The organism is Pseudoalteromonas sp. 0303, assembly GCF_013349995.1.
Classification (GTDB): domain Bacteria; phylum Pseudomonadota; class Gammaproteobacteria; order Enterobacterales; family Alteromonadaceae; genus Pseudoalteromonas.
Genome location: NZ_JABVXF010000001.1, coordinates 289038 through 315086 on the forward strand (window position 1 = coordinate 289038; position 26049 = coordinate 315086).

Genomic DNA, 26049 nt, shown 5'->3' on the forward strand with positions numbered 1-26049 from the left:
AACAGGAAGTAGTCTGAATTCATAAAATAAATAAGTTGACGTTTAGGTCAACTTTGAGAACACACAATTGATGGAGTCACGATGAAAGTCCTCGTTCCAATTAAAAGAGTAATTGACTACAACGTCAAAGCACGCGTTAAAGCCGATAAAACGGATGTTGATCTAGCTAATGTAAAAATGGCGATGAACCCGTTTTGTGAAATTGCAATTGAAGAAGCTATTCGTTTAAAAGAAGCAGGGACGGCCACTGAGGTTGTTGCTGTGACTATTGGTAATAAATCATCTCAAGAGCAATTGCGTACAGCCTTAGCACTCGGTGCTGATAAAGCCATTCATATTGAAACAGAAGAAAAGCTTGAATCTTTACATGTTGCAAAATTACTGAGCAAAATTGTAGAGCAAGAATCACCTGAGCTGGTTATTTTAGGTAAGCAATCGATTGACTCTGACAACAATCAAACCGGTCAAATGCTTGCTGCTTTAACGGGTCGTGGCCAAGGTACTTTTGCATCTAAAGTTGATGTTCAAGCGGGAACAGTTAATGTAACGCGTGAAGTAGACGGTGGCTTACAAACAGTTGCTCTTAAACTACCTGCTATCGTAACCACAGACTTACGTTTAAATGAACCGCGCTATGCTTCATTACCAAACATTATGAAAGCAAAACGCAAGCCTCTTGATGTAATTGCTGCTGACAGCCTAGGTGTAGACCTTGCGCCTCGCGTGCAGCTGGTAGAAGTAAATGAGCCAGAAAAACGCAGTGGCGGCATTGTCGTTGAAGATGTAGCAACATTGGTAGAAAAGTTAAAAACAGAAGCGAAGGTGATCTAAATGAAAACATTAGTGATAGCCGAACACGATAAAGGTGTTCTAAAGCCTGAAACCAATAAAACGATTACTGCTGCTGTTAAACTAGGCTTTGATGTAGATTTACTACTTGCCGGCGAAAATTTAGCTGCAATGAGTGAACAAGCAGCGTCAATTGCAGGTGTTAGCAATGTACTGATTGCCGATGATGCAGCTTATGCTAATCAACTTGCAGAAAACCTAGCGGATCTAGTTTTATCTTTAGCAGATAACTATTCACACATTGTCGCAAGCGCAACAACAACGGGTAAAAACTTTATGCCACGTGTTGCTGCACTTTTAGATGTTGCGCAAATCTCTGAAATCATCGATGTGATTGATGCAGATACCTTTAAGCGTCCTATTTATGCAGGAAATGCAATTGCGACAGTTAAATCATTGGATAGCAAAAAGGTTATTACTGTTCGTGCAAGTAGCTTCGATGTTGCACCAGAGCAAGCGCCAGTAGCTGTAACTAGTGTTGCTGGTAAAGGTTCTGTTGGTCTGAGTGAGTTTGTATCAGAAGAACAAACTGAATCTGAGCGTCCAGAGCTTACTGCTGCACCTGTGGTTATTTCAGGTGGTCGTGGTATGCAAAATGGTGAAAACTTTGCATTATTAAATGGTATTGCCGACAAACTAGGCGCAGCTATTGGTGCTTCACGTGCTGCTGTTGATGCGGGCTTTGTACCAAACGATATGCAAGTAGGTCAAACAGGTAAAATTGTTGCCCCAGATTTATATATTGCTGTGGGTATCAGTGGTGCGATTCAACACTTAGCGGGTATGAAAGATTCTAAAGTGATTGTTGCCATCAACAAAGACCCTGACGCACCAATTTTCCAAGTCGCTGACTATGGTTTAGTTGCTGATTTATTTGATGTGTTACCAGAGCTTGAAAGCGCTCTGTAATTCATAACGATTCTGGTTGTTAAAAGCTGTTCACCTTTCAGGTGCGCAGCTTTTTTTCGTTTAACTATTTTACCGGAAGATAACCAAACTCAAGCATTTTCTGTTGTATCTTGTTTGATTTAACAATCACAGCGAGTTTGTCGCCAATCTTTTTTGAGCGGGGTGATTGTGTGTTTACTATTAGCACCAGCGGCCTTACAAAGGGATAGTCGCCACTTGGAATTGATTCAACAGAAGGGCTTACACCGTCAACCTCAAGCAAAGTTACTCGATTAATACGTCTATCATTTTCTAATTTACTAATAGCGCCATATGAATCGTAAGCAATAGCATTTGGAATACGCTGGACTATACCCAGCGCTTGATTGAACTGATCATAAAGCTCTACTTTTTGTTTAGAAAATAAACCTCTATTACCCGCCATTTTTAAGCGTATGAAATTACTGCCAGGTTCTTGAATATAATCTAAGTTTAAATACTCTAAAAACACATCAAAACTACCGTGACTAGTGTCTTTGCTAAAATATTTAATGGTTTATACACAAAAAAGCCGCTCGAGAGCGGCTTTTAGAATTTGTGGCGTTTCTTATTAGTAAGTCGCGCTGCCTTTTGTACGAGGGAAGGCGATAACGTCACGTACGTTACCCATACCTGTTACATATGCAACTAAACGCTCAAAACCTAGACCAAAACCTGAGTGCGGTACAGTGCCGTATTTACGTAGGTCGCGGTACCAGCTGTAATCTTCTTTGTTTAAGCCCATTTCTTCTAGACGCTTATCTAGAACATCTAGACGCTCTTCACGTTGAGAACCACCGATGATTTCACCAATACCTGGTGCAACTACGTCCATTGCAGCGACTGTTTTGCCATCTTCGTTTTGACGCATGTAGAAGGCTTTAATATCACGCGGGTAGTTTTTAATAACTACTGGCGCATTAAAGTGCTCTTCAGCAAGGTAACGTTCGTGCTCAGACTGTAAATCTACACCCCATTCAACAGGGTATTCGAACTTCTTACCACACGCTTTTAAGATTTCGATAGCATCTGTGTAATCAACTTGTGCGAAATCTTTAGTTACGAACTCTTCTAAACGAGAGATAGCTGTTTTCTCAACACGTTGTGCAAAGAATTCCATATCATCACGACGCTCAGTTAATACTGCATTGAAAACGTATTTAAGCATGTCTTCAGCAAGTTTTGCGATATCTTCTAAATCTGCAAATGCAACTTCAGGTTCAACCATCCAAAACTCTGCTAAGTGACGAGATGTGTTTGAGTTCTCAGCACGGAAAGTAGGGCCAAAGGTATAGATTTTTGACATTGCTGAGGCATATGTCTCACCATTTAATTGACCAGATACTGTTAAGAATGCTTCTTTACCGAAGAAATCCTCACTGTAATCGATGTCGCCTTTATCTGTGCGTGGTAAGTTTTGCATATCTAAAGTAGATACACGGAACATTTCACCGGCACCTTCACAGTCACTTGCAGTGATGATCGGTGTGCTGATCCAGTAGTAGCCTTGCTCGTGATAAAAACGGTGAATCGCTTGTGCTAAACAGTTACGTACACGGGTTACCGCGCCCATGATGTTAGTACGAGGGCGAAGGTGTGCGTGCTCACGTAAATATTCAATGCTGTGACGTTTCGCAGACATAGGGTAGGTGTCTGGGTTCTCAACCCAACCTAATACTTCTACAGAGTTAGCTTGAATTTCGAAAGACTGACCTTGACCTGCAGAAGGCACAAGAACACCTGTTACAGATACAGAACAACCGGCAGTTAAACGTGTTACTTCATCATAATTATTGAGTGAATTAGGTACTACCGCTTGAATAGGATCAAAACACGAACCGTCATGAACGGCTAAAAATGAAATTCCTGCTTTTGAATCGCGGCGTGTACGGATCCAGCCTTTTACTGTTACTTGGCTGTCTACCGCAACCTTGCCTTTTAATAGCTCTGAAATCGCTAAATGGCTCATCTTCACTCCAATGATATAAGTTGCCTAATATAATAATGCTGTGCATTGCACTTGAATCGACTATCTTACCCTCGTAAATCAAATAAAAAAACTATTGAGGCGTACTCTTTAGTAGTTTTTCTTCAATTGAGTAAAATAGCAGCAATATTTTGCGTAAAATTTGCGTTTATTTAAATTCTCGCTGCGCTAATTGGTTATTTTGTGGCATTATTAACAATTCTCAATAGGATAACTGTCCTTTAGTCTTTAATTAAATTGTATAACAGGTGCTATGAAACAAGTTTTTATTCTTCGCGGCTTACCAGGCTCAGGTAAATCATATTACGCACAAAGCCTTGCTGATGAGTTGGTAGCTGGTAATGAAAGTGATTATGTCGTGTGCGCAACAGATGATTATTTTTACAATAGCGAAGGTGTGTATCAATTTGATAAGTACAAGTTATCTGAGTATCACAATCTAAACCTTGCACGCTTTATTAATGCCTTAGCAGAAGAAATCCCGTTAGTAATTGTTGATAACACTAATATTAAAAAGTGGGAATTTATCGCCTACGCACAAGCGGCCACTGCACTGGGTTATCAAGTGAAAGAAGTGATCGTTGGTGAAATTAAAGATAAATCGCTGCAGCATCTTTACGCCAAGCGCTGCGAACATAAAGTACCGCTTAGAATGATCAGTAAAATGGCATATATGTTTGAATGGTAAAGTTTAAAGGAAAAGGAAGCATCAGCTTCCTTTTTTATGCTTATCAATACGCCTGTTGTTCAATGGCTGCATAAATAGCATTGCATAACTTAGTTAAGCTTTGTTCGTCGCTTATGTAAGGCGGCATCAAATAAATTAACTTGCCAAACGGGCGTATCCACACACCTTGCTCGATAAAAAAGCGTTGAATTTTTGCTACATCTACACTTCTATTAAGCTCAACAACTCCAATAGCCCCCAATGTTCGCACATCAATGACTGCATCAAGTTGCTTACACTTTGCAAGCTGGGTTGTTAGTACATCATTTATATGTTCAATTTGTTCTTGCCATGGTTGCTCGAGCAGTAAATCAATACTCGCGCAGGCTGTGGCACATGCAAGTGGGTTACCCATAAATGTTGGGCCATGCATTAATACGCCGGCTTCACCTTCACTAATGCCAATAGCGACTTTGCTGGTGGTTAATGTCGCAGAGAGCGTCATCATGCCGCCCGTTAATGCTTTGCCAATACATAAAATATCTGGCTCTATGTTGGCGTGTTCAACAGCAAACAAGGTGCCGGTGCGACCAAAGCCTGTGGCGATTTCGTCACAAATAAGTAAAACATCATATTTATCACAAAGAATGCGCAGGTGTTTTAAGTAATCAGGGTGGTAAAAATTCATGCCCCCAGCATTTTGTACAATGGGTTCAATAATAAATGCCGCAACATCTTGGTGGTGAGCTACAAAGTAGCTTTCAAGCGTATCAGCTTCTGCAGGGCTAAATTCACCATTAAATTTAGCACTCGGCGCAGGTACAAAAACATGTTCAGGTAAAAACCCTGAGTACATGCTGTGCATTGAATTAACCGGATCGCAAACGCTCATGGCTGCAAAGGTATCGCCATGGTAGCCCTTAAGCGGCGTCATTAACTTTTGTTTGCTGGTATAACCTTGGCTGAGCCAGTACTGCAAGGCCATTTTTATTGCAACTTCAACACTCACAGATCCACTGTCGGCTAAGAACACCTTATCGAGTGACTCAGGTGTGATACTGACTAGCTTTTTACACAGCTCAACAGCAGGCTCATGAGTTAAACCACCAAACATGACATGGCTCATTTTGCTAACTTGTGCTGTTATTGCTTCATTTAAAACAGGGTGGCAGTAACCATGAATCACACTCCACCAAGAGGCCATACCATCTATTAGGCTTTCGCCTGTTTCTAAGAAAATACGATTTGCATTGGCATGACTGACAGGGTAAACGGGAAGGGGCTGAGTCATAGAAGTATAAGGGTGCCAAATATGCTCACGATCAAAATCTAAATCTATTGGTTGTTTATTAATCATATGTAAACTTTATATCACTTCGATTCGTTGACAATGTTACGTCAAGTCGTAGACTAAGCCAATCAAACCGTCCCAATAATTTAAAAAAAGAGACTATTATGGAGCACGCAGTTGTCCGTCACGATTGGACTCACCAAGAAGTAAAAGCATTATTCGAAATGCCGTTCAATGATCTGTTGTTTAAAGCGGCCAGTGTGCATCGTGAAAACTTCAACCCAAATGAAGTACAAATTTCTACTTTGTTATCGATTAAAACCGGTGCTTGCCCAGAAGATTGCAAATATTGTCCTCAGTCAGGTCATTATAAAACAGACTTAGACCGTGAACGCCTTATGGAAGTAGAAAAAGTGGTTGAGCAAGCGCGTGTTGCTAAAGAAAAAGGCGCAACCCGTTTTTGTATGGGTGCTGCGTGGTCTGATCCGAAAGAACGTGACATGCCTTATATTTCAAAAATGGTAAAAGAGGTTAAAGAGCTAGGCCTTGAAACCTGTATGACCCTTGGCATGCTAGATAACGAAAAAGCCCATGCATTAAAAGACGCGGGCCTTGATTATTACAACCATAACTTAGATACATCACCTGAGTATTACCAGCAGATCATTACAACACGTACTTACCAAGACCGTTTAAACACCATCGATAACGTGCGCGATGCCGGCATGAAAGTGTGCTCTGGTGGTATTGTTGGTATGGGCGAGCAGGCTGCTGACCGTTTTGGTTTATTAATGCAATTAGCTAATTTGCCACAGCAGCCAGAGAGTGTGCCAATTAATATGTTGGTTAAGGTTAAAGGCACGCCACTTGAAGATGTAGAAGACTTAGACCACTTTGAGTTTATTCGTACCATTGCTGTTGCACGTATCATGATGCCGAAAAGCTATGTTCGTTTATCAGCTGGTCGTACGGCGATGAATGAACAAATGCAATCAATGTGTTTCTTTGCTGGTGCTAATTCAATTTTCTACGGTGATAAACTACTGACTACAGAAAACCCTGAAGCAGACGCTGACATGATGCTGATTAAAAAATTAGGCATGAACCCAGAAACCCGTGAAGATTATTCTGATGAAGCGGTTGCAGCATCACTTTCATCAAAAGTTGCTGATAAAGCAACATCAGAACTATTTTACGAAGCGTAATATTTAAATGGCTTTTGATTTTATTGCCGAGCATCTTGTTGAGCGACAAGCAGATGCATTACTGAGAAAGCGCCAACTTGTTGAGCAATCAAGTGGGCGCTTTATTCAGGTTGCAGGTAAACAGTATTTAAATTTTGCCAGTAATGACTACCTTGGCTTTGCTGATGATTTTATTGAAATACAAGCGCAGCATCTAGGTAGCCACAGTTCAGCATTAGTAAATGGTTATAATAAACCACAACAACAGCTTGAACAGCGTTTATGTGAGTTATTAGGCTATGAAAGCGCCATGTTATTTAATAGCGGATTTAGTGCTAATAGCAGCGTATTAAAAGCGTTGTTTCAAGATAAAAACGTGGCACAATCATCGGCAATTTTTCAAGATAAGCTTAATCATGCCAGCCTAATTGATGGCGGCCTTCACTCTGCCGCTGCCATGGTGCGGTTTAATCATAACGACCTTAGGCACTTAGAATCTCGGTTACAAAAATCAAAAGCAAAGCATAAGCTCATTGTAAGTGAAGGGGTGTTTTCGATGGATGGCGATCAAGCTCCCATTGAAGCACTCTGTAAACTTGCTAAACAATACAATGCGTGGCTGATGATTGATGACGCCCATGGCTTTGGCGTGTTAGGTGAGCAAGGCTTAGGAAGTTGTGAAACCTTCAAACCGGATTTACTGATCATCACTTTTGGAAAGGCACTGGCAAGTAGTGGAGCTTGCTTGCTTGCATCAAAGCAAATGATTGATTACATGCTGCAGTTTAATCGTGAATACATTTATTCAACGGCGATGTCACCACTGATGGCAAGTTGTACTCTAGAGCGACTCGAAAAGTTATTAAAGGCGGATAAGAGACGCGCTCAGCTTTCAGTGAATATTGCCTACTTTAGAGTGCTTGCCAAAGAGCATAACTTGGCATTAATGGAGTCAACAACGGCAATTCAGCCTTTGATATTGGGCGATGCAGAACACACGCTTGCCGTTGCTAATAAGCTTAAAGAGAAAGGCGTGTGGTTAACCGCTATTAGACCGCCCACGGTGCTTTTTAATACGGCTCGACTTAGGGTAACCCTAAGTAGCGCGCATCAAGCTGAGGATATAAAACAGCTGGTTGATTCTCTAGTGGAGTGTTTATGAGTGTTCAACTGCAAGTGCCTTTAAACTTTCAACACAGTAATAAGCTAACAACACAAACTAAGTTCTCTAAAGCAGCTGCAAATTACGCGAGCCATGCGAATGTACAAAAACAAGCGGCTGCGCACTTATTTAAAATGATGGCCAGTAAACATCAGCAGGGTACTTGCCTTGATTTAGGGGCTGGGCCTTTAGTTAACACGGCAATGCTTAAATCACACTTTGATACTGTATTGGCAATGGACTTAAGTCATTCCATGCTCAGCACAGAACAAAACCCGCATTGTTTAAAAATGTGTGCTGATATGGACAACCTACCATTACAGCAAAATTCGCTAGATTGTGTGTTTAGTAATTTTGCAATGCAATGGTCTGCTGATTTAAAAGTGCTACTTAAAAGTCTTTTTTATTCACTAAAAGCAGGTGGTAAGGTTTATTTAAGCTGTGTGGTAGATGGATCACTTAAAGAAATCAAACAGGCTTTCGCTTGTTTAGATGAGCAAAACCATATTAATCAGTTTCATGGTGCTAGTCATATTATTGAGTATGCAAAATTGGCGGGGTTTAAACTGAACTTTGCAGCTGATAGATGTTATATAGATGCCTATAACTCTCCATTAGAAGCACTGCGTTCAATAAAAGCAATTGGTGCTACATCATTGCAAACTAAGCAAAAACGCCAAGGGTTATTAACAAGGCAGGCACTTAATAGTGTTTGTAAGGCTTACCCTCTGGTTGATGGGCATGCTAGAGTGAGCTATCAAGTTGTCCTTTTAGAACTAGAAAAAAAGAATTAACTCAAAAATGAAAGAATTTTTTATCACGGGTACAGACACCGATGCCGGAAAAACCCATGTCACCAGTTTATTATTAAACTTACTTGCGCAACATAAACAGCGTGCGGTGGGTTTTAAACCCATTGCAGCAGGTGCAGAAGAAGCATTTGGTCAGCTAGTGAATGATGATGCATTAACCTTAATGGAAAGCTCATCAATTGGGGTTAAATATAACATAGTTAACCCCTTTACCTATGAGCCACCCATTGCACCGCATATTGCAGCTGCCCAAGTAGGTGACAGACTGACATTTGATAAGCTCGATACTGCTTATGCAAATGTAAAAGCACTCAATACCGATTATATTCTTACAGAAGGTGCAGGCGGTTGGTGTTTACCTATCAACGAAACCGATTTACTCTGCGATTGGGTTAAATCACAAAACCTTGATGTTGTTCTAGTAGTAGGCATGAAGCTTGGTTGCCTTAATCACGCACTATTGACAGCTGCTCACTTTAAAGCGCTCGGTGTAAATTGTGTAGGTTGGATAGCAAATCATGTAGACCCAAACATGCGTGAACAAGAGGCCAATTTAGAAACTTTAAAATCAGCATTACCTTTCCCGCTTTTAGCGATTAGTCCGTATACAGACGGCACCCCTAAATTAAAAATTTACAAAACCTTACTTGAAATTTTATCTATCAACCCATAATAATTGAGTTGTTACTTTTGACATACTCTGTCACAATTGGTTGCAATTAGTTCCTTGCAACCAATTGCATAAGCCCTAAACTGAGTTGGTAGAACACCCAGATAATTTTATTAACTAACGATTTTTAACCATGTCGTTAGTTAATACAATTGGTATGTTTATTCTGAGGTTTTTATGAAGCGTGTATTTTTGTTTCTACTTACAAACTTAGCGGTAATGCTAGTGTTAGGTATTGTGTTGTCTATTGTGATGAGCGTACTGGGTATTAGCCATCGCAGTTTAGGCGGCATTTTAGTTATCTCAACTGTATTTGGTTTTGGTGGCTCGTTTATTTCGTTATTTATGTCGAAATGGATGGCAAAAAAATCAACCGGTGCACATGTTATTGAACAGCCTCGTTCTGAAACAGAACAATGGTTAGTTTCGACGGTAGCAGCGCAAGCGAAAAAAGCAGGTATCGCGATGCCAGAAGTGGCTATTTACGATAGCCCTGAAATGAACGCATTTGCGACCGGCCCAAGCAAAAACAATTCGCTGGTGGCTGTGAGCACAGGTTTATTACACAACATGAATCAAGATCAAGCTGAGGCGGTATTGGCTCATGAGGTATCTCACATTGCAAATGGTGACATGGTAACGCTTACTCTTATTCAAGGTGTAGTGAATACCTTTGTTATCTTTATGGCGAAAGTATTGGCAGGTATTGTTGATAACTTTCTTAATAGTGATGAAGAAGAGGGCGGTAGTAGCTGGACTTACTTCTTGTTCGATATGATTTTCCAAATGTTATTTGGTGTTCTAGCAAGCGTGATTGTTGCTTACTACAGCCGTAAACGCGAATTCTCTGCGGATGCCGGTGCAGCAAAACTAGTAGGTGCAGATAAAATGCGTAGCGCCCTTGAGCGTTTAAAACAAAACCATCCATCACAACTAGAAGGTTCAATGATGGCATTTGGTATTGCAAGCGGTAAAGGTGTTGCCGAGTTATTCTCATCGCACCCACCACTTGATGAACGTATTAACGCATTACGTTAATTTTCAATACGAAAAAGCCAGCATCAAGCTGGCTTTTTTTATTGTTGGTTTTTCTCTCGCTCGAGTTGTTGTGGCAATAATACCTCAACAATTTCACGGGCAGGTAAGGTATACCTTACACCATCGAACATCACAGATGTGTGTTCATCAATACTGGTGATCCCTGTTAAGGTCCAGCCTTCACCGCGCTCTTTACAGTAAACTGTAGTGGTAGGTTGAATTACTTTAAATTCTTCACTCATCGAACTTAATCTAATTGCTTGAAATTGCGTTTATAGTAAGACAATAATGCCAGCTCATAAAGCAAAAAGAAGAAATTAACGTGTCTAGCCACGATGACTTAGCCTTTGACTTACGCCCAATTCGTCATAGAGATTGCCAAGCGATATGGGATATTTTAAAAGATCCGCAAGTACAAACGTTTAATGATTACGGCGCTGATATAACGAAAGGTGACGTTTACGACTTTATTCAAGGCGACATAGAACGTTTTTATAATCAACAAGGCATTCGTTTAGTTATCGTTTTACGAAGTAGTGGGCAAGTTATTGGCAGTGTAGGCGTATTTAACATAATTGACGGGCAGGGCATGTTGGGGTTTGAGTTATCGTCACAATACTTTGGCAAAGGAATAATGCAAAAGGTACTAGATACGCTATTTGAAAAACTGACGACCTTTGTACCTGCTCCGCTAAACAGTGTGTTAGCTTTAGTTAACCCAAATAACAGCGCAAGTATTAAACTTTTAACTAAATGTGGCTTTCAACAACATAACGCGCACTGGGTAAAATACGTTAGCTAATTACTATAATAGTACAATCTTGTTCTGCTAGGGTTGCTACTATAAAATAGCGCCTCATTTTTAAAAAGGAGCGCTTGCAGATATGGCAAAAGCCAAACCAATTACCAGTATTGAAAGTTACGGTATTTACAGTCATTGGGATGCAAAAGAGAAAGACCTGCCTCAAATTACCGAATTTACAACAGACGTTCCTGCACAGTTAGATATTGAATTTGGCTTTATTGTTAATATTAAAAAGGCTAAAGGACAAAAAATTAAATTTTGCGTTTACCACCCAGATATCCCCGATGAAGATGGCGAGATCATGCCACCATTTGAGGGTGAACAGTACGTTAAAACAAACGATTGGCAGTTTTATTTAGGTGATACGATATGGGCACCTGTTGATAATAAAGTTGGTATTTGGCGCATGACTATTGAGTTAAATGGCCATATAATTGCTGATAAATCCTTTAATTTATTAAAGGAAGCCGAAGGCACTGCCACTGAATTTTGGAAGCATCGCGGTTATTAATCTTTAAACCTGAGAGGGACTATGTATCAAGGAAGTTGTTTATGCGGCAAAGTAAAAGTAACTATTGCTGGTGGCATAGACTCAATTATTCATTGTCATTGCTCCTTATGTCGTAAAAACTCAGGCACAGCCTACGCAACCAATGGCTTTATTCAACGAGATGGTTTGGGTATTACGGTGTCGTATTGGCAAAGCTTAGATGCAATAAAAGCCTGGAAACAAAACGTAGAGCACTTAAATGCCCAACAGCTCGGCAGAGACAAATGGTACAGCGCCTTTACAACGCGTATTGCTAAAGTAGAACGTGATTATTCATTGTGATAATCATTAACCACAAAAAGAACACATCATACTGTATTGGGTTTAATTTCAATCTCGGCATAACCCCTAAATTTGAGCTTTTTAATAAGCAGGGTAAGTTTGTAGTATCTAAAAAGGAGCTCATGAAATAATTAGCCACAATCACATTATTTGGGAGCGAAGAGTCAAAAGGGTTTAAACGTTTGTTTCCAAAAAACACTCAATACTTGTTTAACTTAAGTGTGCTTAATGTAACTAGCATCACACCAATAGCAAACCCCATTACTAAACCACCCGATAAATCGGAACTAACACCTAATACATAATCCGACTCTCTGACATTTGTTAGCCAGTAAAAAAGCATGAACGAAACGCTAGAAATTAATGAAAGTAGAATTAGCTTTATCTTGTTAGACACAATAACCTCAATTAATTACGTATTTTATTTTATGGTTGTTAAGTAATAGCAGTTGTTGATTGATATTGCGAACAATCTTGAAAGTGTGTAATTGGATTGGAAAAAAGCCCAAAATAGTGGGCTTAGTGTTTATCGTAACTACAAAGTGTAATTAAAACCAATGGCAATACCGTCATCTTCGGTTTGTGACATCTGTGCTTCTTGCTCAGCGTCATTACTCGAGAAGTCGCTAAAATCTTTACGGGCTTCGATATATAAAATGGTGTCATCGCTCATAAAGTAGTGCGCACCAATTACTGCAAATTGGCGTTTAAACACATCTTCAGGGTCGGCATTAAAGTTTGGCTGAATAACATAGTCACTACCGGCATCAAAAACGTTATAAGCAACAAAGGTACGAATGTCATTATCAAAGCGATAGCTTAAAATAGACTCTAGACCAACAGCATCTTTTATTAAGCGGCCTAAGTTGTCTGTATCGTGGTTTTCGTTTTTATTGATATTCGCTGATGCATACCAACCTGGTTTATAAAAATCACCATAGGTAATGCCCATACCATAAATTAAATCGTTTACTGATTGATTTCTGCCACCTGCGTACACAATATCGAACTGGCCACGGTTTACACCAGCAGTGACTTTTAAATTAGGGCTAACCGAGTAGGTGAGTGCGGCGCCATAAGTCGAGTTAAATTCTACTTTTTGTGCAGCATTGTTTCCTTGGTTCCAAAGTACTTCACAAGAGCTTCTTGAAATATCAACGATGTCGCAGGTATAAAATTCATCAGATTTTAACTGTGCCTGAAGAGCTAAATGAAAATCACCCCAGGTATTACGATACTGCAGTACTTTATCGCCGCGGCCGGTGCCATTCACAGCACCATCATCTTTATTGTAGGTATAAACACCTGCAGCGTTACCATCCCACACTAAGCTATAGTTGGTGTTGTAAACAACGTCGTACCATGCGCCCCATTGTTTACCTAATGTCACTTGGCCATAATCGTCATGTTTAAGACCAACATAGCCTAAACGGTTATATAAAAACTCATCTTGAATTGTTTCAAAGCGATTGTTGTAAACGATATCACTACTACCAACAGGGTTTACTCCCCATTCAAGTAGAGCAAACGCTTGCCAGCCATTTTTTAATTGGCGCTTAAAATCAAAATTGATGCGTGATGCACCGTTTACTACCTCAGTTTCGCCTTGAGTATTAATAACTCTTGCATCGATAAAGCCACCAATAGTAACGCTATTGGTTTGATCGTTATAGATCTCGATGGCATTGGCTGTAGGTATGATAAGCATGCCTGCAACAAATAAGGCAGTGTGTGTTCTCTTCATAAAGTACCTTGATTAAATATTGTCCCTAATAGGTATAATTTAGTTAAGAGACGGAGATTATCAAAGCTAAAATAGGGTCAAAAGTGAAAAATTATCATGCGACAAACCGACTTTGAGGAAAAATTATTCACTTTAGGTTCACTGTGTTGAATTATCAATGAGTTACCAAGTCTAAAAAATAGACACCTTCTGACTTAACGTTCTAAGCATAAGTTTAGTGTTTGGGGTTTCGGCGTCTAAACCATACAACAAGGTCATAAAATAGCAGTCGAGTAATATAGCTGCTTTTACTTTATTAAATTGCGGTTGGTCGGCAAAAACTAATGATTGGATTAGCTCCATGTGCTGTTGCTGGAATGATTGCGAAAACAATCGCTGGCTAAAAAGTACAAAAGCGGTTGTGTAAACAATAAAACTGATAAAAATATTGTGCGTAATGATTAATCTTTAAGCGAGCAGGCCGATGTATATCGGTTTCTTTTGCGCGCTCCAACACATCATTAAATTTGTCTTCGAGGCAGGCTTCTAAAATAGCCACTTTATCAGCAAAATGATTAAACAAGGTGCCAACCGCTATGTTGCTTGCTGCTGAAATTTGCCGTGTTGAAGTATCGTTAAATCCTTGCTCAGTAAAAAGGTGCCAGGCTGCATCTAAAATACGTTGGTGAGTATCGCCATGTTTTCTCATTTTTAACCTGCTGTTTTTATTTGGTTATTTTAAAAGTGAGCGTGCTCATATACATATATGAGCACGATCATTAAAGGTAGTCGTAAGTGTTGAGCTTGTAAAATTAGCCTGTGTATTTAATTAAACTTTCATGGCGTGCCAAGCGGCTTTAGTTTAAAATTGCACGCAGTTTCGTTTTTACTTTTTACCCGCTGGAGGGTACCGCTATCATTAGTACAGCTAATATCACCATGCAATTTGGTGCTAAACCTTTATTCGAAAATATCTCAGCAAAATTTGGCGATGGTAACCGTTACGGTTTAATCGGTGCGAATGGCTGTGGTAAATCAACCTTCATGAAAATCCTAAGTGGTGAACTAGAGCCATCTTCAGGTAATGTCAGCACAGATCCAAACGAGCGTATTGCTAAACTAAACCAAGACCAGTTTGCTTACGAAGAGTTTTCTGTAATCGACACAGTGATCATGGGTCATAAAGAGCTGTGGGAAGTAAAAAAAGAACGTGACCGTATTTACAGCTTACCTGAGATGAGCGAAGAAGACGGTATGCGTGTAGCAGACCTAGAAACTGAGTTTGCCGAAATGGATGGTTACTCAGCAGAAGCTAAAGCAGGTGAGTTACTAATTGGTGTAGGTATTGGCACAGAGCAACACTACGGCCCTATGTCTGAAATTGCACCAGGCTTTAAACTGCGTGTGTTACTTGCGCAGGTGCTGTTTTCTGATCCAGATATCATGCTACTCGATGAGCCTACCAATAACTTGGACATTTACACCATCAAGTGGCTAGAAGACGTACTAAACCAGCGTGACTGTACCATGATCATCATTTCGCACGACCGTCACTTCTTAAACTCAGTTTGTACACACATGGCCGACATCGATTACGGTGAGCTTCGTATTTACCCAGGTAATTACGATGAGTACATGTTTGCTGCAACGCAAGCTCGTGAGCGTCTACTAAGCGAAAATGCCAAGAAGAAAAGCCAAATTGCCGAACTTCAACAGTTCGTATCGCGTTTCTCTGCGAACGCTTCAAAAGCAAAGCAAGCCACATCACGTGCTAAACAAATTGATAAAATTCAGCTTGAAGAAGTTAAAGCTTCTTCTCGTCAAAGCCCGTTTATTCGTTTTGAGCAAGAAAAGCAATTATTCCGTAATGCCTTGGAGCTAACAAATTTAACACAAGGCTTTGAAGAAACATTATTCAGTGGCCTTGAAGGCCTAGTTGAAGTAGGCGAGCGCATTGCAATTATCGGTGAGAACGGTGTTGGTAAAACCACACTATTAAATACCCTTGCTGGTCGTTTAGCACCAAAACAAGGTGAATTTAAATGGTCTGATAACGCTAATATCGGTTATTACGCTCAAGACCATGCTGACGAGTTCGAACAAGACATGAACTTATTTGAGTGGATGGAACAATGGCAACAAGAAGGTGACGATGAACAAGTTGTTCGTAGTTTCTTAGGTCGTATGCTGTTTTCACAAAACGATATCAAAAAGTCAGTAAAAGTGATTTCAGGTGGTGAGCAAGGCCGTATGCTGTTTGGCAAAATTATGATGCATAAACCAAACATCTTATTAATGGATGAGCCAACCAACCACATGGATATGGAATCAATCGAAGCGCTTAACTTAGCACTTGAAGCATACGAAGGGACATTATTGTTCGTATCTCACGATAGACAATTTGTATCATCGCTTGCAAACCGTATTTGGGAAATCAAAGACGGCAAAGTTATCGACTTTAAGGGTACATACACTGAGTACCTAGCAAGCAAAGAAGCCTAATTAGTTGATGAGTGATTAAAAGCCATGCATGTCATGGCTTTTTTGTGCTTCTAGAGTCGCATCTTGATGTGAGTTAGGTATATAATACCCGCCACAAAATAAGGACAAAAGTCCGCTTTTTAGAAAACTATTTAACTGAGGTGTATTTATGACTGTTGGCATTATTATGGGTTCCAAATCAGACTGGCCAACGATGGAACATGCGGCGTTAATGCTAGAAAAATTCGGCATTGAATACGAAACTAAAGTTGTTTCTGCTCACCGTACCCCTCAATTACTTGCTGACTATGCAAGTTCAGCTGCAGATCGCGGCATTAAAATTATTATCGCAGGCGCCGGTGGTGCTGCGCACTTACCAGGTATGGCTGCGGCGTTCACATCACTGCCAGTTTTAGGTGTACCAGTTAAGTCTAAAACACTAAATGGTGTTGATTCGTTATTATCTATCTGCCAAATGCCTAAAGGTGTTGCGGTAGGTACTCTTGCTATTGGTGAAGCAGGTGCTGCAAATGCTGGCCTTTTAGCGGCACAAATTTTAGGTTGCCAACAGCCTGAAATCTTCGCAAAAGTAGAAGCTTTCCGTAAAGAACAAACAGACACTATCTTAGCTAACCCTAATCCTGCAGAGTAATATGAATATTCTAATTTTAGGTGCAGGTCAGTTAGCTCGCATGATGAGCTTAGCGGGTGCACCGCTTGATTTAAATGTTGTTGCCTACGATGTGGGTAGTGAAAAAATCATTCACCCATTAACTGGTGAAGTTCATAACAGCACATTACAACAAGCTATTGATAACGCAGACGCGATTACAGCAGAGTTTGAACACATTCCTGATGATGTACTTACACTCTGTTGTCAAAGCAATAAGTTTTATCCGGGTAAAGCGGCAATTAAAACAGGTGGCGATCGCGCACTTGAAAAAGCATTACTTGATAAAACAGATGTTGAATGTGCGCCTTACCAATTAATTACAGAAAAAGCGCACCTTATTGCTGCTGTAGAGCGTTTAGGCAAGCCACTTGTGATCAAAACTTGCCAAGCGGGTTACGATGGTAAAGGGCAATGGCGCTTAAAGTCTGATGATCAAATTGACCAAATCTGGTCAGAAATGGCAGATTTCATAGCATCAGGCACTGAAAGTGCGCCGCATTCTATTATCGCTGAAAAGATGATCCCATTTGACCGTGAAGTATCTATCATTGGTGCTCGCGACAAAGCGGGTAACACCGTTATTTATCCATTGACTGAAAACCAACACACCAATGGTGTACTTACGCTTTCAGTTGCGGGTAAAGAAAAAGCAGCGATTCAAGAACAAGCAGAGCTGGCATTTAACAAGTTAGCGCAAGAGCTTGACTATGTGGGTGTATTAGCAATTGAGTTTTTTGATGTACAAGGTACGTTATTAGTAAACGAAATTGCGCCACGCGTTCATAACTCAGGTCACTGGACACAGCAGGGTACACACTGCTCACAGTTCGAAAACCACATGCGCGCTGTTGCAGGTCTACCATTAGGTAGTACAGAGTGTCTTCGTCCTACTGCTATGATCAACGTATTAGGTCAGCCTTCAATCCCACACTCAGTACTAGCAACGCAAGACGTTACAAGTCACTGGTATGGTAAAACGGCTAAACCGGGACGTAAGATGGGTCATATCAATGTATCGGCTGATAACCTTCACCAATTAGGTGAGCGTTTAGCGGCACTGGCTGAAATTTTGCCAGAGCAAGACTACCCAGGAGTAGCTGATACCAGCACTCAACTTATTTTAAACTAATCAGTTTAAATTCTTAAAAGCCGAGTTTATCTCGGCTTTTTAATCGCTATTATTTATCCACAAACTTCGCTAATTTTGTACCTCTTGTCTCAAAGCACTTGCGTCAGGGTCATCTTGCTATAGACTAATATTTTTATATTAATATTAGTTCGTTATGTTACATCCTCGATTTAGAACAGTCGTATTTGCGTTCTTTATGGCGCTGTTTATGTCTGGATTTATGTCTTTAGTGATCAGCATCTTTAACGTTGGTTTAACCGATAACATTGCAACCATTTGGCTTAAAGCATGGGCTTTTGCATTTTGCGTGGCATTTCCTACCGTTATTTTTGTTGCACCTGTGGTGCATAAGCTAACCAATAAACTTATCAGAGCACCGTTGTGATAGCAGAACGCCCAAAGCAGTTTCTATTTATTGCACTATTTTTAGTATCAGCATTACCATTTGTTGGCTCTGCTACGGCACTTGTCGTCGGTGCTTTATTTGCCATGATATTAGGCAACCCGTTTGCAGCACAGTCACAAAAAATAAGTAAATGGATGCTAAAGTTGGCGGTGATTGGCTTAGGCTTTGCTGTTGATTTTAATCAAGTAATAGAAGTAGGGCGCAGCTCTATTGTGCTTACTATTGTCAGCATTACCGCTATTATTGGCCTTGGAGAAATTTTATCTCAGTTATTTAAGTTAAATAAAAACACCGGTGTACTTATTTCATTTGGTACTGCCATTTGTGGTGGTAGCGCCATTGCAGCAATGGCGCCGGTTATAAAGGCCAAAGATCACGAAGTAGCTATCTCACTCGCTGTAGTGTTTTTATTAAACGCCCTTGGCTTAGTGTTATTCCCAATGATTGGCCATTACTTTGGTCTGACTGAGCAACAATTTGGTGTTTGGGCTGCACTTGCTATTCACGACACCAGTAGTGTAGTGGGGGCTTCCGCTGCGTATGGGGCATCAGCGCTTGCTATTGCCACAACTATTAAACTAACCAGAGCGATGTGGATCATCCCTTATACAAGCATTGCGGGTGTGTTTTGGAAATCGGATGAAAAAGCCAGTATCCCATTGTTTATATTTGGTTTTTTAGCGGCGGCGCTAATTAACTCGAGCTTTCCTGAGTATCAAACACTTTGGCATGCACTCAATGTTGGTGCTAAACAAGTTTTAGTAATGACCTTATTTTTGATTGGTAGTGGTTTATCTATTTCAGTCTTAAAACAAGCGGGCATTAAACCTTTTATCATGGCGATGATCTTATGGATCATTGTCAGCAGTATTATTTTACTACTTATAGTAGACGGATTTATTTCATGAAAAACGCTTTATTAACTTCTTCAATAGCACTGGCTGTAGGCTTATTTGCTAACAATGTATCGGCTGCTGATTTACGTGTTGCTACCTTTAATGTGAGTATGGATGCAACTAACTACGCTAAAAAAGGCGAGGCGATCGATAAAGATGCTTTAAGCAAAGCATTAGCGAGCAACCACCAGCAAATTCGTAACATTGCCGAAATTATTCAGCGCGTAAGACCTGATGTAATTTTACTCAATGAGTTTGATTATATTGATGCCGACAAAGGCATTAACGTATTTCGTAAAAACTACCTGCAAGTATCGCAAAATAAGCAGGTTGCCATCGATTACCCGTATTACTTTATTGCACCTGTTAACACTGGTTTACCTACTGAGTTTGACCTAGACAACGATGGTGTAAAGGGGCATTACAAAGGCGACGCACACGGCTTTGGCTTCTTTGAGGGGCATTATGCAATGGCCGTATTGTCGCGCTACCCAATTGATTTAGATAAAGCGCGTACATTACAAACATTCAAATATAAAGATATGCCAAATGCACAAATGCCCATTGACCCCAAAACAGGTAAGGACTGGTATTCAGCTGAAGAATGGCAAGCAATTCACCTAAGTTCTAAGTCTTTTTGGGATTTACCAATAGATGTAAAAGGCAAAACGTTTCATTTGCTTGCTTCGCACCCAACGCCGCCTGTTTTTGATGGTGACGAAGACCGTAACGGTAAGCGTAACCACGATGAAGTACGCCTTGTTGCTGATTACATCAACAATGCTAACTACATTTACGATGATAAAGGTCAAAAAGGTGGCTTAAAACCGAAAAGCCGCTTTGTTATTGTTGGTGATTTAAATGCTGCGCCAGAAGGGGGTAAGGCACGCCCGAATACCACAGACCAAATTTTAAAAAACCCATTAGTGAATACCTCTTTTACGCCAACAAGCAAAGGCGCTAAAGAATCGTATAAAGAAGATTACGCTAAAAACTATACCGCTTATTGGCAAGCTCGTGCTGATTACGTTTTACCATCAAATTATGGTATTGAGATAAACGATGGTGGCGTTTTTTGGCCACAGAAAAACTCTGAACTGTTCCGTTTAATTAAAGATCGTAACGCATCATCTGATCACCGTATGGTATGGCTTGATATCAGCTTAAAATAAGCTGTTATTAAACGGAAAACTTTGGCTGTTTATCCTATAAAAATTGCTATTTCATCAGTGCTTCTGCTTAAATAGGGCGAATTATAATAACCCGTAAGAAGCACTATGAAATTCAAAACCACTGCTAATAAAACGTTAGTGGCTCTCGCAGTCGCATCTAGCTTCATGCTAGCAGGTTGTCAATCAACCGCCTCAACGCCTTCTGAAGAACAAGTTACCAATGTAGCACCAGTTGTTGCTACTCCTGCTGATACAGGGTCAGCTGAAATCACGTTAGAGCAAGCAATGGCTCACCCTGATTGGTTAGGCCGTCAGCCTGAGCGTGCTTTCTGGAATGGTGATTCTAACAGCATCGTTTATGCACAAAAGCAACAAGGCAATGAGTTACGCGATTTATACGTTCAAGCGGTAAATAGCCAATCTGCATCACAATTAGCGTTAAACAAACTACACACTGTAGGCGCTAAAAATGCCGTTTATTCTGCAGATAAAAAGCAACAGGCTTATGCATTTGAAGGTAATATCTTCGTTAAAAACCTAAGCACTGGTCAAATTACACAAATCACTCACGATAGCGCACAGCAATCAAAACCACAGTTTTTAACTGATGGTAGCCTTGCATATCGCCAAGGTAATGCATTTTATAAAGTTGATTTAGCAACGGGTCGTCAAGTTGAATTAGTTAACTTGCACCTAGACGATGCACCTAAAGGTGTACAAGAGCCAGACACTTACATTGCAAAAGAGCAGCACAAACTAATTGATTACATTGCGCTGACGCACAAAAACAAAAAAGATCGTGAAGAGCGTAAAGCACAAATCAACGAGCAAAACGACAGCATTGCTAATGCACAGTTTTATTTAGGTAAAGGTAAGCGTTTAGCAGATGTACAGCTTTCACCAAATGGCCAAGCACTTGTTGCAGTAACCACAGAAAGCCGTTCATGGCGCGATGAAGGCGATATCATGCCTAATTACATTGCCGATGATGCACGCGTAAAAGCAGAAAAAGTACGCCGTCGTGTTGCCGATGAAAAACCAATCAGCTCAGACGTTGTTTACATCGACCTTAAATCAGGCGAGCAAACAACTCTGGCATTCGATACCTTACCAGGTTTTGATGAAGACGTACTTGCAGCTGTTAAGAAAGAAAACTACGCCCGTGATGGTAAAACTTATAAGTCTGAAAAAGCACCACGTGCTATCAATTTAATGATGGATTGGGGTTGGGACCAAAGTGCAATCCAATGGAACACAGATGGTTCACAAGTAGCTCTTATGCTTGAAGCATGGGACAACAAAGACCGTTGGTTAGCCACAGTTGATACACAAAACAATAAACTTGTTTCACAGCACCGTCTGCATGACGACGCGTGGGTTAACTATGCATACAATGATTTTGGCTGGTTGAACAACTCAGACACGCTTTACTACCTATCAGAAGAGTCTGGTTACAGCCACATTTATAAAAAGCCACTTAATGGTAAAGCAACGCAGCTTACTAAAGGCCAATTTGTTGTTTCTAACTTAACGTTAACGGCTGATAACTCAGCGATTTACTACAAAGCAAACGTTGAGCACCCAGGTCTTTACGAAATCTATCGTGTAAACCCTGCAAACGGTGAATCTGAGCAAGTAACAAACCTTGATGGTATGACTGATTACCAGTTAAGCCCAGATGAAAGCAAACTATTGCTAACTCACTCAAAAATTATGTCGCCGCCTGAGCTTTATGTTGCTGATGCAAAAGCAAACACCCAAGCAACTCAGTTAACGCACACGGTATCTGACGAGTTCTTAGCGAAAAAACTAATTGCACCTAAGATTGTTGCTGTGCCTTCAAGCCACACCGATCAGGCAATTTACGCAAAAGTATATTACCCAGCTGACTATAAAGAAGGCGAAACAGGTAAAAACCGTAAAGCGGTTATCTTTAACCACGGTGCTGGTTACTTACAAAACTCACACATGGGTTGGTCTGGTTACTTCCGTGAGTTTATGTTCCACTCACTATTGGCTTCAGAAGGCTACGTAGTAATGGACATGGACTACCGTGCATCGAAAGGTTACGGCCGTGATTGGCGTACAGCCATTTATCGTCAAATGGGTACACCTGAAATCCAAGATTTAGCAGACGGCGTAAGCTGGATGGCAGACAACGCAAACGTAGATACACAAGCTGTAGGCACTTATGGTGGTTCTTACGGTGGTTTCATGACGTTTATGGCGCTATTCACACAACCTGATTTATTCAAAGCAGGTGCTGCACTTCGTCCGGTAACTGATTGGGCTCACTACAATGGTCCTTATACGTCTAACATCTTAAACCACCCAGATGTTGACCCAATTGCTTATGAAAAGAGCTCACCAATTTACTTTGCTGAAGGTCTTAAGAGCCATTTATTAATTAATGCGCCTATGGTTGATGACAATGTATTCTTCCAAGACTCAGTACGCTTAGTACAGCGCTTAATTGAACTTGAAAAAGAAAACTTTGAAACAGCTATCTTCCCAGTTGAGCCACATGGTTTTGTACAACCATCAAGCTGGCTAGATGAATACCGCCGTATTCATAAGCTATTTAAAGAAACGCTTTAACATTTAGAACAATTTAGAACTGACTAAAAAGCAGCCTTGATATTCAGGGCTGCTTTTTTTGTTTTTAATAGCAATTGATATTTACCATTAGATATTAGTATTTAACTTGTTTTGCCATAAATAATATCTTTATGTTTCTCGCTAATTAAACCCCGAAATCCATCACTCACTAAATTAGGCTGCTTTGTGTCGTTCATCGAATATCGCTTCTGATTGCTTACAAGATATTCATTACCGTTGCCTTGCATTGAGCCCCGTTCTAGGTGAGTAATTTAATTACCTGTAACCCTTAGTAATATTGTTCAGAGACCTAGCAATATTATGAAACCAGCTAGTTATGTTAATTTAATAGCAAATGACACAAATGCTTTTAAAAATGAGGTACATCGACCATTAGTATGGCAACATAAATTTGCACACGCCCTTTGAATGGAATAAGTTGAGTGATATGCCAATAAAACTTTACCTTTAGTAAATCCATATTGGTTTATGTAAAAATTAGCTTTATTCAAGTAATACGCCTACAAGTGCTCTTGATAACACTTAGCCTTTTGTTAAAGGTTGTTTAGGTCGCGCAACTACGGAAGCTGAGAACTATGAGCCAAAACAATTTGATGAAATTAGTAGAGTCGATAGTTGTGTCGAAAGTTGCATTAACTCTGAGTTTAAAGCAGAGAGACCTTGTTATTCGATAGGTCCAAATGGTACCGATTGTCAAGAGTACAGTGATAGTTTAGCGGATAAATGTTTAAGATTATGTCAGGTGAAATAGTATGAATCTAAAAAAAATCCAGATATTGAAATTAGTATGGATAACCTGTTTTACTTTAGTCATTCTTTCTGTTTTAGAATCGGTGCAAGATGTCAGCCAAACTCACGAGTTAGGAGTGTTCATACTAGTTTTACTTGGAATTTTAAGTTTTCCATTAGGTCCGTTTTTATTGTATCTAGTTACAGCTTTACCAACTATAGATTATCAAAGCAGTTTTGGTTTAGAAGTGTTTGTTATTAGTATCTGTTGCTTTATCGGTGGATATTTTCAGTGGTTTATAATTTTACCGAAAATTATTAATAAATATTGGAATTAGCTATTAATCAAAAGCCTCTCTAACCGAGGCTTTTGATTAGAATAATACAAATGGAAATAGGATGAAGCTAGTCTATTACTATCTAAGTTCAACTTGATAGATCTAAACCAATTTAGTGTACCACTATAGCAGTGATTATGATCCGGACTTGAGGAGATACATTCAGTCTGCCCAAATAGGTTTAGCGAGTGGCATAAATTCGTATGGGTATGTTGAAAGGAATCCTATCAAGCACTTAATTGTTATTGGGTAAGGTTTGAAGCTTCATTAATTTTGAATCCAAAGCCTCACTTGTCGCTGTCTTTCATACACAAACTCCTCGATGAAAATCGGGGAATTTTTTGAACTTAGCTGATTAATTTCGATCTGATCTGTTTTGATATAACTTCAAGGTCAGTTACGGAGTATCCACAAGTTCAGATAATAGGTATCAGAAACATTTCCTCAAGCAAAGTTAGGTGATATTCGCAGAGTAAAGCGATTGGTTGTGTTAGCATCTAACCCCTTTAATAAGTTGAGACAATCTTTCGTGCAATCATCCACTTTTCCCGCTGATATTGAAGATAATAATGTTATGTACACTCCTGTTCAAAGTAGTCAGCTTTTAAACCGAAAAAAGACCAATCTGATGAGTAAAAGTTTAAAAAATTTATTAATGGTAAGTATTACGTAAACTAATTGAGTTACTAATCCGATCTAGCGTGAGTGGGGACATGCGGTTGTCCATTAACTACTTTATAAAATCAATTGATTAATTATAGTGCTAGTGTTTATCGGGTTGTGGGATGGGTCAAGCGCTGCCGGGTTCTTCTTTCCAATGCTCAACGGTGCCAACGGGGGAGGCGATTTGGTAAGGTCCCATGCTAGCATCACCAAGAAAGAGCACCTTGTAGTCGCTGGTGAACTTGTTAATCAAGGTCATGGTATCAATGACGTTAGAGTGACGACGTTCGTTGTCTTGCCAAACATGCTCATACAAACAGTTATGAAAATAGTAAAACTCAAGGTGTTTAAACTCGCTGTGGGCGGCGCTAAATAACTATTCGCAGGTATGAATGTAATCATCCATTGAACCGCCAATATCAAACAGCATCAATACTTTTACGGCATTATGGCGCTCTGGTGCCATTTTCACATCGAGCATGCCGCCTTGTTTTACAGTTGCGCGAGCTGATTTCACGATCACTATCAAGGTTTCAGTAGCTGCGTTTATCCCATACTTTTACTGCACCGCGATGTCGGTTACCGTCTTGGCCTATGCTAACACCTTCAGGGTTAAAACCATAGGCGCCAAATGGCGAAGTGCCACCGGTACCTACCCACTTATTACATCCAGCATGGCGCTTTTGCTGCTCTTCAAGGCGCTGCTTGTGAGTCTCCATGAGTTTATCAAGGCGGCCCATGGCTTTAAGTTGAGTGTATTATAATGGTGTTTTTAAAATTATAAATTGACGTAAAGTGGGTCGTGTGATATTTGATTTAATAAGGATGATAAGTTGCCAAGGTATAATAAGGTGCTAAGGTATAACAAGGTGCTAAGGTATAATAAGGCATTAAGGTATTAAGGTGTTAAGGTATTAAGGTGTTAAGGTATTAAGGTGTTAAGGTGTTAAGGTATTAAGGTGTTAAGGTATTAAGGTATTAAGGTATTAAGGTATT

At 40.1% G+C, this 26049-nt stretch carries 27 protein-coding genes and 2 pseudogenes; 21 read left to right on the plus strand and 8 right to left on the minus strand.

Going from position 1 to position 26049, the window contains the following annotated elements; all coding sequences use genetic code 11:
* Nucleotides 1–81: 81 nt before the first annotated feature.
* On the plus strand, nt 82–831 hold the full coding sequence (locus HUS62_RS01355; protein WP_054561438.1) for an electron transfer flavoprotein subunit beta/FixA family protein: 750 nt from the start codon (nt 82–84) through the stop codon (nt 829–831).
* Nucleotides 832–1758 (plus strand): FAD-binding protein, encoded by a 927-nt coding sequence (locus HUS62_RS01360; RefSeq protein ID WP_175078291.1) that lies wholly within the window; start codon nt 832–834, stop codon nt 1756–1758.
* A 64-nt stretch (nt 1759–1822) separates the two neighbouring features.
* Here HUS62_RS01360 and HUS62_RS01365 read toward each other — a convergent pair whose 3' ends face one another.
* Both HUS62_RS01365 and asnS read right to left on the minus strand, forming a co-directional pair.
* Nucleotides 1823–2248 carry a hypothetical protein gene (locus HUS62_RS01365; RefSeq protein WP_175078292.1) on the minus strand — a complete coding sequence of 142 codons (426 nt, stop codon included), beginning with the start codon at nt 2246–2248 and terminating at the stop codon, nt 1823–1825.
* Nucleotides 2249–2347: 99 nt separating this feature from the next.
* Complete coding sequence (gene asnS, locus HUS62_RS01370) at nt 2348–3745, minus strand: asparagine--tRNA ligase (protein WP_054553906.1); 1398 nt, start codon at nt 3743–3745, stop codon at nt 2348–2350.
* Between the two features lie 271 nt (nt 3746–4016).
* On the opposite strand from asnS, the gene HUS62_RS01375 reads away from it, so the two are divergent.
* Nucleotides 4017–4451 (plus strand): ATP-binding protein, encoded by a 435-nt coding sequence (locus HUS62_RS01375; RefSeq protein WP_054561441.1) that lies wholly within the window; start codon nt 4017–4019, stop codon nt 4449–4451.
* Nucleotides 4452–4494: 43 nt separating this feature from the next.
* Here the strand turns inward: HUS62_RS01375 and bioA are convergent, their stop codons facing one another.
* A complete protein-coding gene (bioA, locus tag HUS62_RS01380) occupies nt 4495–5787 on the minus strand; it encodes an adenosylmethionine--8-amino-7-oxononanoate transaminase (protein WP_175078293.1) in 1293 nt (430 codons plus the stop codon).
* A 98-nt stretch (nt 5788–5885) separates the two neighbouring features.
* Here bioA and bioB point away from each other — a divergent pair, with 98 nt between their 5' ends.
* The 5 genes from bioB (at nt 5886) to htpX (ending at nt 10587) form a co-directional block, all read left to right on the plus strand.
* Nucleotides 5886–6926, plus strand: coding sequence for a biotin synthase BioB (gene bioB / locus HUS62_RS01385; RefSeq protein WP_054553903.1), 1041 nt, complete (start codon nt 5886–5888; stop codon nt 6924–6926).
* 7 nt (nt 6927–6933) lie between these two features.
* The gene (locus HUS62_RS01390) at nt 6934–8067 is read left to right on the plus strand and encodes an 8-amino-7-oxononanoate synthase (protein WP_175078294.1); all 1134 of its coding nucleotides are present in this window, start codon (nt 6934–6936) and stop codon (nt 8065–8067) included.
* Nucleotides 8064–8861: a methyltransferase domain-containing protein gene (locus tag HUS62_RS01395; RefSeq protein WP_175078295.1), complete on the plus strand. Its 798-nt coding sequence runs from the start codon at nt 8064–8066 to the stop codon at nt 8859–8861. Before HUS62_RS01390 ends, HUS62_RS01395 begins: the two co-directional genes overlap by 4 nt.
* Nucleotides 8862–8868: 7 nt before the next feature.
* A complete protein-coding gene (bioD, locus tag HUS62_RS01400) occupies nt 8869–9552 on the plus strand; it encodes a dethiobiotin synthase (protein ID WP_130166356.1) in 684 nt (227 codons plus the stop codon).
* Nucleotides 9553–9726: 174 nt separating this feature from the next.
* Nucleotides 9727–10587: a protease HtpX gene (gene htpX, locus HUS62_RS01405; RefSeq protein ID WP_054561446.1), complete on the plus strand. Its 861-nt coding sequence runs from the start codon at nt 9727–9729 to the stop codon at nt 10585–10587.
* Nucleotides 10588–10625: 38 nt separating this feature from the next.
* Here htpX and HUS62_RS01410 read toward each other — a convergent pair whose 3' ends face one another.
* Nucleotides 10626–10829: a hypothetical protein gene (locus tag HUS62_RS01410; RefSeq protein WP_054561447.1), complete on the minus strand. Its 204-nt coding sequence runs from the start codon at nt 10827–10829 to the stop codon at nt 10626–10628.
* Between the two features lie 80 nt (nt 10830–10909).
* On the opposite strand from HUS62_RS01410, the gene HUS62_RS01415 reads away from it, so the two are divergent.
* From HUS62_RS01415 to HUS62_RS01425, 3 genes are all read left to right on the plus strand, one after another.
* Nucleotides 10910–11389 (plus strand): GNAT family N-acetyltransferase, encoded by a 480-nt coding sequence (locus HUS62_RS01415; RefSeq protein WP_175078296.1) that lies wholly within the window; start codon nt 10910–10912, stop codon nt 11387–11389.
* A gap of 82 nt (nt 11390–11471) precedes the next feature.
* Entirely contained in the window at nt 11472–11903 is a 432-nt protein-coding gene (locus tag HUS62_RS01420; RefSeq protein WP_054553896.1) for a DUF3859 domain-containing protein, read from the plus strand.
* Between the two features lie 21 nt (nt 11904–11924).
* A complete protein-coding gene (locus HUS62_RS01425) occupies nt 11925–12224 on the plus strand; it encodes a GFA family protein (RefSeq protein ID WP_175078297.1) in 300 nt (99 codons plus the stop codon).
* A gap of 535 nt (nt 12225–12759) precedes the next feature.
* Here HUS62_RS01425 and HUS62_RS01430 read toward each other — a convergent pair.
* From HUS62_RS01430 to HUS62_RS01440, 3 genes are all read right to left on the minus strand, one after another.
* Nucleotides 12760–13968, minus strand: coding sequence for a porin (locus HUS62_RS01430; protein WP_175078298.1), 1209 nt, complete (start codon nt 13966–13968; stop codon nt 12760–12762).
* Between the two features lie 171 nt (nt 13969–14139).
* The gene (locus HUS62_RS01435; protein ID WP_175078299.1) at nt 14140–14310 is read right to left on the minus strand and encodes a hypothetical protein; all 171 of its coding nucleotides are present in this window, start codon (nt 14308–14310) and stop codon (nt 14140–14142) included.
* Between the two features lie 37 nt (nt 14311–14347).
* The gene (locus HUS62_RS01440; RefSeq protein WP_175078300.1) at nt 14348–14656 is read right to left on the minus strand and encodes a TetR/AcrR family transcriptional regulator; all 309 of its coding nucleotides are present in this window, start codon (nt 14654–14656) and stop codon (nt 14348–14350) included.
* A gap of 206 nt (nt 14657–14862) precedes the next feature.
* On the opposite strand from HUS62_RS01440, the gene HUS62_RS01445 reads away from it, so the two are divergent.
* From HUS62_RS01445 to HUS62_RS23465, 10 genes and pseudogenes are all read left to right on the plus strand, one after another.
* Nucleotides 14863–16449: an ABC-F family ATPase gene (locus tag HUS62_RS01445; protein WP_082401562.1), complete on the plus strand. Its 1587-nt coding sequence runs from the start codon at nt 14863–14865 to the stop codon at nt 16447–16449.
* Between the two features lie 148 nt (nt 16450–16597).
* A complete protein-coding gene (gene purE / locus HUS62_RS01450) occupies nt 16598–17080 on the plus strand; it encodes a 5-(carboxyamino)imidazole ribonucleotide mutase (protein WP_054553887.1) in 483 nt (160 codons plus the stop codon).
* Nucleotide 17081: 1 nt separating this feature from the next.
* Nucleotides 17082–18230: a 5-(carboxyamino)imidazole ribonucleotide synthase gene (locus tag HUS62_RS01455; RefSeq protein ID WP_175078301.1), complete on the plus strand. Its 1149-nt coding sequence runs from the start codon at nt 17082–17084 to the stop codon at nt 18228–18230.
* A gap of 196 nt (nt 18231–18426) precedes the next feature.
* Entirely contained in the window at nt 18427–18615 is a 189-nt protein-coding gene (locus tag HUS62_RS01460) for a DUF2798 domain-containing protein (RefSeq protein ID WP_258536701.1), read from the plus strand.
* Complete coding sequence (locus tag HUS62_RS01465) at nt 18612–19544, plus strand: YeiH family protein (protein WP_054561457.1); 933 nt, start codon at nt 18612–18614, stop codon at nt 19542–19544. The genes HUS62_RS01460 and HUS62_RS01465 overlap by 4 nt, the downstream gene beginning before the upstream one ends.
* Nucleotides 19541–20704: an endonuclease/exonuclease/phosphatase family protein gene (locus HUS62_RS01470; protein ID WP_175078303.1), complete on the plus strand. Its 1164-nt coding sequence runs from the start codon at nt 19541–19543 to the stop codon at nt 20702–20704. Before HUS62_RS01465 ends, HUS62_RS01470 begins: the two co-directional genes overlap by 4 nt.
* 105 nt (nt 20705–20809) lie before the next feature.
* On the plus strand, nt 20810–23302 hold the full coding sequence (locus tag HUS62_RS01475) for a prolyl oligopeptidase family serine peptidase (RefSeq protein WP_175078304.1): 2493 nt from the start codon (nt 20810–20812) through the stop codon (nt 23300–23302).
* A gap of 773 nt (nt 23303–24075) precedes the next feature.
* Nucleotides 24076–24390 carry a hypothetical protein gene (locus HUS62_RS01480; protein WP_175078305.1) on the plus strand — a complete coding sequence of 105 codons (315 nt, stop codon included), beginning with the start codon at nt 24076–24078 and terminating at the stop codon, nt 24388–24390.
* A gap of 115 nt (nt 24391–24505) precedes the next feature.
* A complete protein-coding gene (locus tag HUS62_RS23460; protein WP_404936062.1) occupies nt 24506–24643 on the plus strand; it encodes a hypothetical protein in 138 nt (45 codons plus the stop codon).
* A 189-nt stretch (nt 24644–24832) separates the two neighbouring features.
* A pseudogene (locus HUS62_RS23465) lies at nt 24833–25063 on the plus strand (hypothetical protein); the annotation flags it as partial.
* A 120-nt stretch (nt 25064–25183) separates the two neighbouring features.
* Here HUS62_RS23465 and HUS62_RS01495 read toward each other — a convergent pair.
* Nucleotides 25184–25805 (minus strand): annotated as a pseudogene (locus tag HUS62_RS01495) (hypothetical protein); the annotation flags it as partial.
* Nucleotides 25806–26049: the final 244 nt, after the last annotated feature.